The organism is Jatrophihabitans sp. sgz311053 (assembly GCF_056135305.1).
This window is the reverse complement of the sequence record NZ_JBWAXP010000002.1, coordinates 1271740-1284933: the sequence shown is the minus strand read 5'-3', so window position 1 is coordinate 1284933 and position 13194 is coordinate 1271740. Positions and strand designations below refer to the sequence as shown.

The 13194-nt window shown below is 72.2% G+C and carries 15 protein-coding genes; 10 read left to right on the top strand and 5 right to left on the bottom strand.

What is annotated here, in order from left to right:
• Positions 1-116: 116 nt before the first annotated feature.
• On the bottom strand, positions 117-515 hold the full coding sequence (locus tag AC0NZQ_RS15005) for an SAV_6107 family HEPN domain-containing protein (RefSeq protein WP_474530698.1): 399 nt from the start codon (positions 513-515) through the stop codon (positions 117-119).
• A gap of 347 nt (positions 516-862) precedes the next feature.
• On the opposite strand from AC0NZQ_RS15005, the gene AC0NZQ_RS15000 reads away from it, so the two are divergent.
• Positions 863-1420 (top strand): RNA polymerase sigma factor, encoded by a 558-nt coding sequence (locus tag AC0NZQ_RS15000; RefSeq protein WP_474530696.1) that lies wholly within the window; start codon positions 863-865, stop codon positions 1418-1420.
• Positions 1421-1422: 2 nt separating this feature from the next.
• Positions 1423-2466, top strand: a complete 1044-nt coding sequence (locus tag AC0NZQ_RS14995) for a CU044_5270 family protein (RefSeq protein WP_474530694.1) — start codon at positions 1423-1425, stop codon at positions 2464-2466.
• Positions 2467-2482: 16 nt separating this feature from the next.
• On the opposite strand, the gene cobA is transcribed toward AC0NZQ_RS14995, so the two are convergent.
• On the bottom strand, positions 2483-3673 hold the full coding sequence (gene cobA, locus AC0NZQ_RS14990) for a uroporphyrinogen-III C-methyltransferase (protein ID WP_474530692.1): 1191 nt from the start codon (positions 3671-3673) through the stop codon (positions 2483-2485).
• Between the two features lie 101 nt (positions 3674-3774).
• Between cobA and AC0NZQ_RS14985 the strand changes: the two genes are divergently transcribed.
• The 6 genes from AC0NZQ_RS14985 to AC0NZQ_RS14960 all read left to right on the top strand — a co-directional run bounded on the left by AC0NZQ_RS14985 (position 3775) and on the right by AC0NZQ_RS14960 (position 8817).
• A complete protein-coding gene (locus tag AC0NZQ_RS14985; protein WP_474530690.1) occupies positions 3775-3897 on the top strand; it encodes a hypothetical protein in 123 nt (40 codons plus the stop codon).
• Between the two features lie 83 nt (positions 3898-3980).
• The gene (locus AC0NZQ_RS14980; protein WP_474530689.1) at positions 3981-5675 is read left to right on the top strand and encodes a nitrite/sulfite reductase; all 1695 of its coding nucleotides are present in this window, start codon (positions 3981-3983) and stop codon (positions 5673-5675) included.
• A gap of 14 nt (positions 5676-5689) precedes the next feature.
• A complete protein-coding gene (locus tag AC0NZQ_RS14975; RefSeq protein ID WP_474530687.1) occupies positions 5690-6376 on the top strand; it encodes a phosphoadenylyl-sulfate reductase in 687 nt (228 codons plus the stop codon).
• A 58-nt stretch (positions 6377-6434) separates the two neighbouring features.
• The gene (locus tag AC0NZQ_RS14970; RefSeq protein ID WP_474530685.1) at positions 6435-6995 is read left to right on the top strand and encodes a GNAT family N-acetyltransferase; all 561 of its coding nucleotides are present in this window, start codon (positions 6435-6437) and stop codon (positions 6993-6995) included.
• Positions 6992-7774: a carotenoid biosynthesis protein gene (locus AC0NZQ_RS14965; RefSeq protein WP_474530682.1), complete on the top strand. Its 783-nt coding sequence runs from the start codon at positions 6992-6994 to the stop codon at positions 7772-7774. The genes AC0NZQ_RS14970 and AC0NZQ_RS14965 overlap by 4 nt, the downstream gene beginning before the upstream one ends.
• On the top strand, positions 7771-8817 hold the full coding sequence (locus AC0NZQ_RS14960) for a glycosyltransferase family 2 protein (RefSeq protein ID WP_474530681.1): 1047 nt from the start codon (positions 7771-7773) through the stop codon (positions 8815-8817). Before AC0NZQ_RS14965 ends, AC0NZQ_RS14960 begins: the two co-directional genes overlap by 4 nt.
• A gap of 1 nt (position 8818) precedes the next feature.
• Here the strand turns inward: AC0NZQ_RS14960 and metF are convergent, their stop codons facing one another.
• The gene (gene metF / locus AC0NZQ_RS14955) at positions 8819-9703 is read right to left on the bottom strand and encodes a methylenetetrahydrofolate reductase [NAD(P)H] (RefSeq protein WP_474530678.1); all 885 of its coding nucleotides are present in this window, start codon (positions 9701-9703) and stop codon (positions 8819-8821) included.
• A 413-nt stretch (positions 9704-10116) separates the two neighbouring features.
• Between metF and crtI the strand changes: the two genes are divergently transcribed.
• Both crtI and AC0NZQ_RS14945 read left to right on the top strand, forming a co-directional pair.
• The gene (gene crtI, locus AC0NZQ_RS14950; protein WP_474530677.1) at positions 10117-11610 is read left to right on the top strand and encodes a phytoene desaturase family protein; all 1494 of its coding nucleotides are present in this window, start codon (positions 10117-10119) and stop codon (positions 11608-11610) included.
• Positions 11607-12599: a phytoene/squalene synthase family protein gene (locus tag AC0NZQ_RS14945; protein ID WP_474530675.1), complete on the top strand. Its 993-nt coding sequence runs from the start codon at positions 11607-11609 to the stop codon at positions 12597-12599. The genes crtI and AC0NZQ_RS14945 overlap by 4 nt, the downstream gene beginning before the upstream one ends.
• Here AC0NZQ_RS14945 and AC0NZQ_RS14940 read toward each other — a convergent pair.
• Positions 12523-12858 (bottom strand): lycopene cyclase domain-containing protein, encoded by a 336-nt coding sequence (locus tag AC0NZQ_RS14940; protein ID WP_474530674.1) that lies wholly within the window; start codon positions 12856-12858, stop codon positions 12523-12525. The two genes, AC0NZQ_RS14945 and AC0NZQ_RS14940, sit on opposite strands and share 77 nt — an antisense overlap.
• Positions 12855-13193: a lycopene cyclase domain-containing protein gene (locus AC0NZQ_RS14935; RefSeq protein ID WP_474530673.1), complete on the bottom strand. Its 339-nt coding sequence runs from the start codon at positions 13191-13193 to the stop codon at positions 12855-12857. The genes AC0NZQ_RS14940 and AC0NZQ_RS14935 overlap by 4 nt, the downstream gene beginning before the upstream one ends.
• Between the last annotated feature and the right edge of the window lies 1 nt (position 13194).

Here is a 13194-nt window from a genome sequence, read left to right as displayed (position 1 = left end):
GGCGCCAACCCTAGCCGCCGCCTCCGACAGCATGGGGCGCCAGCGTCGAGGCGGCGTCATGCTCACGACCGTCGTGGCGATGACTGATCGATCGACCGAAGCGCACTCGACGGAGATCAGGCTGCCAGCAGCCCGAGGCTGTCCTCGACCAGGCCGAGGAACTCGGCGGCGGCCCGGACCTGATCGTCAGCTGCGCGATCGGTCACGACCGCGACTGCCCCGGCCTCGATCGCTGCGCGCAGCGGCGCGCCGGCAGAGAAGAGGGCGGCCCACTCGCCGTACTCGGGGGCGACCCGTTCCAGCAGGACCCACACATTCATGATCCGCCGCCGCACCGACGCCGGGCGGCCCCGCTCGGCAGCCACCGCAGCGGCGGTTCGCAGCGCCGACAGCTGGGCCAGGCGGAAGCGCTCGCCGGCGTCGGCGGTGGCCGCGGCGTCGAGCAGGACGGTGCGAGCGTGCTGGAGCAGGGTGTATGCCGAGTCCCGCGAAGCCCCTACCAGTTGTGTCGCCATGACTACTCCCCTCGTCGCATCCGACATTAGTACAGATATTCGAATCTGTCACCAGGCCGGCCTGATGCGAGCGACGATGCGCGCGGGGTCTGACAGTTCCGAGCACAGGCCCGACGCACCCTCAGCAAGACCTCAGTACAGGGTCGCGACCTCGAAGCGATCGAGAAGGATGACGCGGGGCGGGACTCATCGGCATGCGCGCCGACGCCGGCAGCTCCTGACGCCTCCACGTCCTCGCGGCGAGCACCCCGTCGACGGCAGTCTTCGAGCCTGCCGTGAGAATGCGGCGCCCGCCGACAGTACGAGGTGTGACCCACACCGTCCTGAGACCGAGATCGGGAGCCGCCGTGCCCAGCAGCGACCCACCCGACACAGCAGACGCGAGTGCCGAGCGCGCCGCGCGGCTGACCCGCATGTACGACGAGCATGCGACGCGCATCTTCGCCTACGCCCGTCGTCACGTCGGCGCTGACGACGCCCGCGACGTCGTCAGCGACACCTTCCTCGTTGCCTGGCGGCGCCTGGACATCGTCCCCGCCGAAACCCTGCCGTGGCTGCTCGTCGTCGCTCGCAACACCATCGCGAACCTTCGCCGGGCCCGGCGGCGGCAGCCCGTGGCCGACGACGATCTCGTCGGCACGCTCGACCGGCTGGCCTCCTCACGCGGCGCCGACGAGGCTGTCGTCGACCGTGCCGAACTGCTCGCCGCCGTCGCCGCGTTGACCGAACTCGAACGCGAGGCCCTACTGCTCGTCGCCTGGGACGGCCTGGCCAATCGCGATGCCGCCGCGGTCGCTGGCTGCTCCGTGCGGGCCTTCGAGGTCCGCCTTTCCCGCGCCAGGGCGCGCCTGGAGCGCGAACTCGACAGCGCGGCGCCCATGTCCACCCGCACCCCCGGGAGCTGACCATGACGAACCACACCGATCCCCTGACGGCCCTGACCGCGCTGCGCCCCGACGACAACGCCCTCGCCGACGCGTGGCCCGCTACCGAGCGCCACGCGCTGCGACGTGACCTCCTCGCCCGCCTGACAGTCGGTGACGCCGGGGGTGACGACTCCCCGCTCGACCGGCACCTCAACCGGAACGAGCCCGGGGTGCGGTATCTCCCCCGTCGACATCTGACCCGAGGGCATCAGCCCCGACGACATCTGCCCCGACGACGTGTCGCGATCGGGCTCGTCGCGGCCGGTGCGGCGGCCGTCGCCGTGGCGTCCCTCGTCCTGCCCGGTGGCTCCCCCGGCGGTCCGAACCCCGCCGCGGCGGCGGAGCTGCGGCGGCTGGCCGTGGTGGCCGGCGAGCAGGGCGCCACCGTCGGTCCCGGTCAGTTCGCCTACACGGCACAGGTCAGGGAGCAGACCGTCGACGACCCGGCGGCGCCCCCGGCTCCCGGCGACACCCGCGTCGACGACGTCGACCGGCAACCGATCATCGAGAAGTGGGTGGCTGCCTCGGGCCTGACCTACATCCGTGTCGGGAAGAAGGCCTGCGCAGGCCGCGGCGTCTACGACCGCGCCTCCGCGATCCGCGGCGACTACGAGGGCCTCACCGCCCGGCAGTTGGCGTCCCTGCCCACCGACCCCGGACGTCTCGCGGCCTTCCTCGACGAGCACCCGTCCGGCGACAACCGCGGCGCCACAAACCGCTTCGTCATCGCCGGCGACCTGGTCCGGTCCGGCCTGGCCTCGCCACGGCTGCGGGCGGCGGCACTGCGGGTGTTGGCCGACACCCCCGGCCTCACCGTTCGGACTTCGGTCCGCGACGACCGCGCACGGCCTGCCACCGCCGTCGACGACCCGGGCAAGTTCGGCGTCGAGACCCTGCTCTTCGACCCGACCACGTCAACGGTGCTCGGGACCCGGTACACCGCTCGCGACGGGAAGTACCACGCCTCCGGGGTCGTACTCGCGACTCGCGTCGTGAACGCCCCGCCGGACCTCCCCCGCTGCTGAGGTCAGCCTGCCGACCTCAGCGCAGGACGTCGACGACCTCACCGATCACGACGACCGCGGGCGCGCCGATCCCGGCGCGTTCCGCGGCGTCGGCGATCTCGGCGAGCGGCGCGCGGACCAGCTGCTGCTCCGGCAGCGTGGCGCGATGGACGACCGCCGCCGGGGTGTCGGCGGCCCGACCGTGCCGGATCAGCTCCGCGGTGATGAGCCCCAGCCGGTCCATCGCCATGAGGATCACGAGCGTCCCGCCGTGCACGGCGAGCCCCGGCCAGTCCACCCCCGAGTCGGCGGGCCGGCCGGGATCGAGATGACCGGAGACCACGGTGAAGTCGGCGGCGACCCGACGGTGCGTCACGGGGATCCCGGCGAGCGCCGGCCCCGCCAGGGCCGAGCTCAGCCCCGGCACCACCTCGACCGGGACCCCGGCGGCCACACAGGCGAGCCACTCCTCGCCGCCGCGGCCGAAGACGAATGGGTCACCGCCCTTGAGCCGGACCACCAGCTTGCCGGCGCGGGCCCGATCGACGAGAACGTCGTTGATCTGATCCTGGGTGAGGTTGTGCCGGTGCGAGGACTTGCCACAGTCGATGATCTCCACGTCGTCGGGCAGGTCGGCCAGCAGGTCACGCGGCGCCAGCCGATCCACCACCACCACGTCGGCGTCGGCCACGAGACGTCGCCCGCGCACCGTCACCAGATCGGCGGCTCCCGGCCCGCCGCCCACCAGCGCGACCCGTCCCCCACCTCGCCGGTGCCGGCGAAGCGGGAGGTCGCCGGCCTCCAGCGCGGCGACGATCGCGTCCCGCAACGCCGTGGCCCGGCGGGGATCGTCGCCGCCGTTGACGGCGACCGTGACCTCGTCCAGCGCAGCCACGGCCGGGACCCGCGCGGTCCCGGCCGCGGCCTGGTCGGCGCGGACGCAGAAGACCCGGCGCTCCGCCGCGGCGGCGGCCACGGCGGCATTCACCTCGGGGCGGTCGGTGCAGGCCATCGCCAGCCAGGCGCCGTCGAGATCGCTGGAGCGGAACTCGCGTCGCTGCACCGCCACGCCGGGATCGACGGTGACGGCCGGCGCCACCACCACGACCTCGGCGCCCGCGTCCAGCAGGGATCTCACCCGCCGTGCGGCGACGGCACCGGCTCCCACGACCACGGCCCGGCGGCCGGCGACGTCCAGGAGCAACGGCAGACCGGCGGGCGATGTCATCCGGACATTCTTGCCGAACCCCTTGTCTATAAGGCGTGTAGGCATGTGAGACACCGCGGCGCGAGGTGAATCGGGCACCACCGGTGTGGGACGATCGAGGGATGACGGCCGCCACTGCACACGCCTCGCGTGTCGGTGTCGTCCCGGCGCCGCGGGATCCGCGGCTGACCGAGCGCCGTCACATCGACCTCCTCCGGGTGGTCACCGCGGCCTGTCACGGCTGACGCGCCCTCGAGCGCGTTCCGGCGCGTGCAACGACGCCGCGCCCGGCCGTCCGCCGACCACTCCTCTCGAAGGGAACCGCCGCATGCCGGCGAGCGACACCACCGCTGCTCCTGAACCCCGCTCGATCCCCAAGCGCGCCCAGGGCCAGTGGGCCCTCGGCTACCGCGAGCCGCTGAACAAGAACGAGCAGGGCAAGAAGGACGACAACCCGCTCAACGTCCGCCAGCGGATTCTCGACATTTACAGCAAGCAGGGCTTCGACAGCATCGACCCCGGCGACCTGCGGGCCAGGTTCCGCTGGATGGGGCTCTACACCCAGCGTCGTGAGGGCATCCCCGGCGGCATGACCGCCACGCTCGAGCCCGAGGAACTCGACGCCGAGTACTTCATGATGCGGATCCGGATCGACGGCGGCGCGCTGAGCGTCGCGCAGCTGCGGGTCGTCGCCGAGATCTCGCAGACCTACGGACGCGGCGTCGCCGACGTCAGCGACCGGCAGAACGTGCAGCTGCACTGGATCCGGGTCGAGGACGTCCCGGCCATCTGGGAGAAGCTCGAGGCGGTGGGCCTGTCCACCACCGAGGCCTGCGGCGACTGCCCGCGCGTCATGCTCGGCTGCCCGCTCGAAGGCGTCGCGCAGGACGCCGTCCTCGACGCCCGCGCCGCACTGCAGGCGACCGTCGACAAGTACCTCGGCGACCCGCGCTTCTCCAACCTGCCGCGCAAGTTCAAGACGTCGATCTCGGGCTGCTCGCGCCACTGCGTCAACCACGAGATCAACGACGTGGCCTTCGTCGGCGTCATCGGCGCCGATGGCACCCCCGGCTTCGATGTCTACGTCGGGGGCGGGCTCTCCACCAACCCCCGCTTCGCCGAGCGCCTGGGCGTCTTCGTGACGTCCGAGGAGGTGCCCGAGGTGTGGGAGGGCATCGTCTCGATCTTCCGCGACTACGGCTACCGCCGATCGCGGACGCACGCCCGCCTGAAGTTCCTGCTCGCCGACTGGGGCGCAGTGTACTTCCGGCACAAGCTCGAGACCGAGTACCTCAAGCGGTCCCTGCCGGACGGCCCGGAGGCCGCGCCGTCGCCGTCGCACCGCGACCACGTCGGTGTGGAGGAGCAGGTCGACGGACTCGTCGCCGTCGGCGCCACCACCAAGGCCGGCCGCACCTCCGGCGACGCGCTCGCCGGCTTGGCGGAGCTCGCCGAGCGCTACAGCACGGGTGGACGGATCGCGCTCACCGCACAGCAGGGCGTTGTCGTGCTGGACGTGGCGCCGGAGAACACCGAGGCCGTCGTCGAGGGTCTGCGCGAGCTGGGCTACGAGGCCCGTCCGTCGGCCTTCCGCCGCGGCACCATCGCCTGCACCGGCATCGAGTTCTGCAAGCTCGCCCTCGTCGAGACCAAGGGCCGCGCCGACGCCATCCGCACCGAGATGGAGCAGCGACTGCCCGACTTCGACACCCCGATCACCATCAACGTCAACGGCTGCCCCAACTCCTGCGCGCGCTTCCAGGTGGCCGACATCGGCTTCAAGGGCATGGTGAGCAAGGGCACTGGCGGCGACGGCGGCGACGTCGAGTCCTTCCAGGTGCACCTCGGCGGACAGATGGGCACCGACGCGGAATTCGGCCGCAAGTTTCGCGGTTTGAAGGTGACAGCGGAAGAGGCGCCGGACTACATCGAGCGCGTCCTCACCGGTTACCTCGAACGTCGCGAAGGGGGCGAGCCGTTCGCGGCCTACGTGTCGCGAGCGGAAGAATCATGGTTGCTCTGAGCACACGAGAGACGATGTCACGCGAGGACCTGCGCGCCCTGGCCGAGCGGGCCGGCGACGAGCTGGAGGGCGCGTCGGCGCTCGAGGTCCTGGGCTGGGCCGACGAGCAGTTCGGCACCTCCTGGGCGGTCGCGTCGTCGATGGCCGATGCCGTCGTCCCGTCGCTGGCCTCGAAGGTCCGAGAGGGCGTGGACGTCCTCTTCCTCGACACCGGCTACCACTTCGCCGAGACGCTCGGCACCCGCGACGCCGTCGCGGCGACACTGCCCGTGACGATCCGGTCCATCGAGCCGGCGCAGAGTGTCGAGCAGCAGGACGTCTCCTTCGGCGCGCGCCTCTACGAGCGCAACCCCGACCAGTGCTGCGCGCTGCGCAAGGTCATGCCGCTGCGCAAGGCGCTCAAGGACTACACCGCCTGGGCCTCCGGACTGCGCCGTGACGAGGCGGCCACCCGGCGCCACACCAAGGTCGTCGAATGGGACGACGGGCGCGGCATGGTCAAGCTCAATCCGATCGCGGCCTGGACGCAGGACGACGTGGACCGCTACATCGCCGAGAACGGTGTCCTGGTCAATCCGCTGCTCTTCGACGGTTACGGCTCGGTCGGCTGCGCGCCCTGCACCCGCCGGATCAAGCCGGGTGAGGACGCCCGCGCCGGCCGCTGGTCGGGGTCGAACAAGATCGAGTGCGGCATCCACTGAACCCGGCTCCGGCGGGTCGGGCATCGCGCTGCCGCGCCCGGTGAGGCACGATCGGCATATGCGCTCCGCCGAACGTCCGTCGACGACCGGCGCGCGCATCGTCTCCTGGAGCGGGGCGCAGTTCGCCCAGCGGGTCGACGAGGCGATGTCGATCTACGTCGAAGCCATGGGGTACGCCGACTACACCGGCACCCAACGGGCCGTCAGCGCCCGCAAGCACGTGACGAACGAGGGTTTCGCGTGCCGGGTCGCGCTCGTCGACGACGAGCTGGTGGGCTTCGGTTACGGCTACACCACCCGGCCGGGCCAGTGGTGGCACGATCTGGTGCACCGGGCGCTGGTCCGCGAAGAGCATCAGGGCTGGCTCGACGATGCCTTCGAGCTCTCCGAGCTGCACGTGCTGTCGCGGTTCCAGGGCGAGGGGCTCGGCCGGCAGGTGCTGCTGTCGTTGGCCGGTAGCCTGCCGCACCGCGCCGTGCTGCTCTCGACGCCGGACTCCGACACCCGCGCCTTCCGCCTCTACCGCAACCTGGGCTTCGTCGACCTCGCGCGCAACTACCTCTTCCCCGGCGACGCCCGCCCCTTCGCTGTCCTCGGGGCACGGCTGCCGCTGTCGTGACCGCCGAGCTGCGGACGCGCACCCGCCCGCTGGCCGGTGTGGTCGCGAGCGTGGGCGTGGCGGTCCAGATCGCCTACCCGCTCAGTGACGGCAGCCTGCGCGATCTGCTCACCGTTGCCGTCGTCGTGCTCGTCGCCGCGGCTGCGGTGGTCCATGCTGCGGTATCGCGGGGTGGACGCACCGCCCTGGCGCTGCTGGCGGTGACCGCCCTGCCCGCGCTGGCCGCCGAGGTCCTGGGCGTGCACACCGGGCTGCCCTTCGGCGACTATGCCTACACCGGCCCGCTGGGTCCCCGCCTGCTCGGCGTGCCCCTCGTGGTGGCCCTGGCGTGGACGATGCTGGCCTGGCCCGCCGCTCTCGTCGCCCGCTACCTGGTCGCGGGCCGCGCCGGCCGCGTGCTCGTCGGCGCGTGGGCGCTCACCGCTGCCGACCTCTTCCTCGACCCGCAGCTGGTGGCGGGCGGTTACTGGACCTGGCGGCATCCCGAACCGCACCTGCCGGGCGTGCCGGATGTCCCGTTGAGCAACCTCGGCGGTTGGCTGCTCGTCGCCCTGCTGCTGTCCTTCCTGCTGCAGCGGGTGCTGGACGGCACGCCGGCCGCCGATATCGGCGCCGACGATCGCGTACCGCTGGCGCTCTATGCCTGGTTGTGGCTCGGCTGGACGGTCGCGCTGGCCGGCTTCGAGGACCGCCCCGCCGCTGCGGCGTGGGGTGCCGTTGGCATGGGCGTCGTGGCGGTGCCGCTGCTGGTGCGGTGGAGCCGGCGGTGGCGCGCGTGAGCCGGCTGGTCCGGGCCGGCTCGCTCGCCGCCGTCGCAAGTGCGGCGCTCACCTGGCACAACGCCCGGCGGCTCTGCCGGCCGGTGCCGACCCCGGCGCGGGCAGACGTCACCGTGCTGATCCCGGCGCGGGACGAGGCGGGCCACATCGCCGACTGCGTCCGCGCGGCCCTCGCCTGCGCCACCCGCGTCGTCGTCCTCGACGACGGCTCCCGCGACGGCACTGCGAGCCTCGCCGCCGCGGCGGGGGCGGAGGTCATTGCCGGCTCGCCGCCGCCCGAGGGCTGGACCGGCAAGGCGTGGGCGCTGCGGCAGCTGCACGAGGTGGGCGACGAGGTACTGGTCTTCGTCGACGCCGACGTCCGGCTGGAACCGGGAGCGGTAGCCGCGGCGCTCGCGGCCATGACCGGGGTGGACCTCGCCTCGGCCTTCCCGCGTCAACTCGCCGCCGGCAGCGAACGGCTGGTGCAGCCGCTGGTCTCCTGGACCTGGCTGGCGACGCTGCCCGTCGGCCTCGCCGCACGGTCGTCCCGGCCGTCGCTGACCACCGCCTGCGGGCAGTTCCTGCTCGTCCGGCGCGCTGCCCTGGAGCGGGCCGGCGGGTTCGAGGCGGTGCGCGGCGCGGTCCTGGACGACCTCGCGCTGGCTCGCGCGGTCAAGCGGTCGGGTGGCCGGGTCCGGGTCCTCGGCGGACGGCACCTCGCCACCACTCGCATGTACGACGGCTGGGACGAGCTTCGTGACGGCTACGGCAAGTCGCTCTGGACGGCCTTCGGCTCCCCGGCGGGCGGGCTCGCCGTCTGCGCCGGGGCCCTGGTGGTGTGGGTGCTGCCGGCGGTCGCGGCCGTCCGCGGGTCGCGGTGGGGCGCCGTCGGATACGCGGCGGGTGTCGCCTCCCGGTTGCTCGCCGCCCGGCTCGCCGGTGACCGCCTCGTGGACGCGCTCGCCCACCCGGTCTCGGTGCTGGCGTTCGCGCAGCTGACCGTCCGCTCCATCCGCCGGCACCGGCGAGGTGCGTCGTCCTGGAAGGGGCGGCGCGTCTGACTCAGACGCGGGCGCCGAGGGCCAGGTTGGCCCACACCTCACGCGTCGCCTTGGACCGGTTCATCGTGTAGAAGTGGATGCCCGGCACGCCCTCCTCGAGGAGGCGCTCGGCGAGCTTGGACGTCTCGTAGATGCCCATCGCGCGCACCGACTTCGGGTCGTGCGAGACGGCGGAGAAGCGCTTGCCCAGCTGCTCGGGGAACGGTGCCCCGGTGAGCTGCTCCGAACGGCGGATGAGTCCGAAGTTGGTGATCGGCATGAGCCCGGCGATGATCGGCGCCTCGCATCCGGCCGCGGTCACCCGGTCCCGCAGCCGCAGGTAGTCCTCGGCGACGAAGAACATGTTGGTGACGGCGTACTCGGCGCCGGCGGCGAACTTCGCCACCAGCTGCTCGGTGTCGGATTCCAGGCTCGCCGAGCGCGGGTGGCCGTTGGGGAAGGCCGCGACGCCGACGCAGAAGTCGCCGTGGGCGCGCATGAGCTCGACCAGCTCGGCGGCGTACTCCAACCCGTCGGGATGCTTGATCCACTCCCCCTCGGGGTCGCCGGGCGGGTCACCCCGCAGGGCCAGGACGTTGAGGACGCCGGCAGCGGCCAGGTTCCCCGCGATGCCCCGGAGTTCGGCCACCGAGTGCCCGACGGCGGTGAGGTGCGCGACGGGCATCAGCGTGGTGTCGGTGGCGATCTGCTCGGTGATCTCGATGGTGCGCTCACGGGTCGACCCGCCGGCGCCGTAGGTCACCGAGACGTAGGAGGGGTGCAGCGGCTCGAGCTCCCGGATCGTCTTCCAGAGGATCTTCTCCTCGTCCTCGCTCTTCGGCGGGAAGAACTCGAAGGAGAACGTCGGGCCGGACTCGGCGAGGGCCTCACGGACCGTACGGGGCATGCCGCTCAGGGTAGTGACTCGGCCGGCGCCTCGCGCGCCGGCGCAGGCGCGCGGACGGTTCACGTCGCTGATGAAGGCGACGGTGACGTGACCTCGGACGAGTCAGACCGACCGTCGCACGCGATGGTGAGTTGACACCAGAAGTGGGTCAAGAGCGTCTGGGCGGGTCTGACCCGGATCTGCTGTCAAGTCACCATCACGCCCGAAAACCGGTCTGACCCGGATCTGCTGTCAAGTCACCATCACGCCCGGAAACCGGTCTGACCCGGATCTGCTGTCAAGTCACCATCACGCCCGGAAACCGGTCTGACCCGGATCTGCTGTCAAGTCACCATCGCGCCCGGAACGGAGCCTGGCCTGAAACCGGGCGCGGAGACGGGCGCGCCCCGCCACACCCGGTTACCGTCGTAGGGGTGCGCACCGTCGAAGGCCCCACCGATCACGTCGTCGTCGTGGGAGCGGGGCTCGGCGGGCTGTCCGCTGCGCTCCACCTGGCCGGGGCGGGACGCCGGGTCACCGTCGTCGAGCGCGAGTCCGTCCCCGGCGGACGCTGCGGGCTGATCACCGACGGCGGTTACCGCTTCGACACCGGTCCCACCGTGCTGACGATGCCGGACCTGCTGGAGCAGTCCTTCGCCGCGGTGGGCGAGACGCTGGCCGACCATCTGACGCTCCACCGGCTGGACCCCTACTACCGCGCCCGGTTCGCCGACGGCACCGTCATCGACGTCCGCGCCGACCACGAGGCCATGGCGGCCGAGATCGCCGCGACCTGCTCGGCCAAGGACGCCGACGGGTACCGCCGCTACGTCGATTTCCTCACTGAGCTGTACCGGGTCGAGATGCCGCACTTCATCGACCGGAACCTCGACTCGCCGCTGCAGCTCGTCGGCGCACCGCTGGCGCGGCTCGTCGGGATGGGCGGCTTCGGCAGCCTTTCGCGCAAGGTCGCGCAATACTTCGCCGACGACCGGCTGCGCCGGCTCTTCTCGTTCCAGGCGATGTACGCCGGACTGGCACCCGCGCAGGCGCTCGCGATCTACGCGGTGATCACCTACATGGACTCCGTGCGCGGCGTCTACTTCCCGCAGGGTGGCATGCATGCCGTCCCCCGCGCGATGGCCGACGTCGCGGCCAGGCACGGCGTCGAGTTCCGCTACGACACGACGGTGAGCCGGGTGGACGTCCGCGCCGGCCGGGCCCGCGGAGTCATCACCGACACCGGCGAGCGCATCGGTGCCGACGTCGTCGTCGTCAACGCCGATCTTCCCACCGCCTACGCCGAGCTGCTCCCGCCGGACGCGGCTCCGCGGCGGCTGCGGCGGCTGCGGTACTCGCCGTCGGCGGTGGTCCTTCACACCGGCTCGGCCTACGCGCACCCGGACGCCGCCCACCACACCATCGACTTCGGCGCGTCCTGGGACTCGACCTTCGACGACATCATCGACGGCGGCCGGGTGATGAGCGACCCGTCCTTCCTCGTCACCAACCCGACCCGCACGGATCCCTCGCTGGCCCCGGCGGGTCGCCAGACGCACTACGTCCTCTTCCCCGCCCCCAACCTGGCGGGCTCGGTCGACTGGGTCGGCGAACGGCAGCGCTACCGCGACCACATGCTGGAGACGCTGGCGAAGCGCGGCTACGACGGCTTCGGCGACGAGATCGAGGCCGAGCACCTGACCACGCCCGCCGACTGGCGTGCGCAGGGCATGGCCATGGGGGCGCCCTTCGCCGCCGCCCACACCTTCGTCCAGACCGGACCGTTCCGCCCCACCACGCTGCACCGCCGCATCGGCGGGCTCGTGTTCTGCGGCTCCAACACCCAGCCCGGCGTCGGGGTGCCGATGGTGCTGGTGTCGGGGCGCCTCGCCGCCGAACGCGTCACAGGCACCACAATGGCGCGGTGACCAGCGGCGAGATGACCCGGTCCCGCCATCCCATCGCGCGGCGCGAGCTGGACGCCGCGGGCATCGAGGGGGCGGCGCTGCGCGCCGGTTACCTGCGCTGCCGTGAGCTCAACGCCGCCCACGGCAAGACCTACTTCCTCGCCACCGCGCTGCTGCCGCCGGCCAAGCGACCCTTCGTCCACGCCCTCTACGGCTTCGCGCGGTTCGTGGACGACATCGTCGACGACGCGAGCGTGCCGCTGGAGCGACGCTCCGAGCACGTCCGGCGCTGGACCGACGACCTGCTCGCCGACCTCGAGTGGGGCAGCACCAGCGACCCCGTCGGCCGCGCGGTGATCGACACGGTGCGCCGCTTCGACATCCCGACGTCCTACCTCACCGACTTCGTCGACTCGATGCGCTCGGACCTCGTCGTCACGACCTACCCGACCTATGCCGATCTCGAGACCTACATGTGGGGGTCGGCAGCGGTCGTCGGGCTGCAGATGCTGCCCATCCTCGGCCGGCGCGGTGACGAGGTGCGCTGGGACGTCCTGGAGTCGCACGCGATCAAGCTCGGCCTGGCCTTCCAACTGACCAACTTCATCCGGGACGTCGGCGAGGATCTCGACCGCGGCCGGATCTACCTGCCGTTGGAGTCGCTCGAGCAATTCGGCGTCACCCCCGAGCGGCTGCGGCGCCGGGTGGTGGACGAGTCGATCCGTGGCCTGCTCGCGTGGGAGATCGAACGCGCCCGACGTCTCTACGCCGAGGCGCGCCCCGGCATCGCGATGGTGCATCCGGCCTCGCAGGACTGCCTGCGCGCCGCCTTCACGCTCTACGGCGAGATCCTCGACGAGGTGGAGCACAACGACTACGACGTCTTCGGTCGGCGGGCACACGTCGGCACCGGGCGGCGCGTGGCGGTGGGCCTCAGCGGCCTGCGCGCGGCGCGCCGGGCGCGGCGGCACTCGGTGCCCGAGCCGAACCCGCCCACACCCAGAGCGTGAGCGTCAGCAGAACCATCGCGAAGCCGAAGAGCAGATCCTCGACGGGGGCGAAGACGAACCGGACGCCGATGATGCGCGCCGGGTCGTAGCGGACGATCTCGAAGCCGGTCAGCAGACCGTTCACGATCAGCTGAAAGAAGACGATGATCGCGTAGGAGGTCCAGAAGACCCGTCGCGTGATCAGCCGGCGCCGGCTGACCCAGAGATCGAAGGCGACGACGAAGCCGACGGCGAAGGCCGCGCTGAAGGTGTACGTCACCGGGCAGCGTCCTCGTCGCCGACGACCCAGTGCGGTCGTCTGACGCGCACTGCCTCCAGGGTGAGCACCGCGCAGATCGGGATCACCACGAAGAAGAGCAGCTCCTCCAGCGGGAGCGGACCGGGCAGGACGATGCCGGTGGTCAGCCGCGGGTCGTAGTCCCACCAGTCGGCCCGGATGGCCAGGATGTCCCAGCCGCCGAAGGCGACCACCACCGGGACCACCGCCACCAGCAGCCGGGGCCAGCGCCGGTAGACCCGCGCACCGAGCCACAGCTCCAGCGGCAGCGTGCCGAGCACGCAGCCGGCGAGGATCCCCAGGTAGGCCAGGTGCACG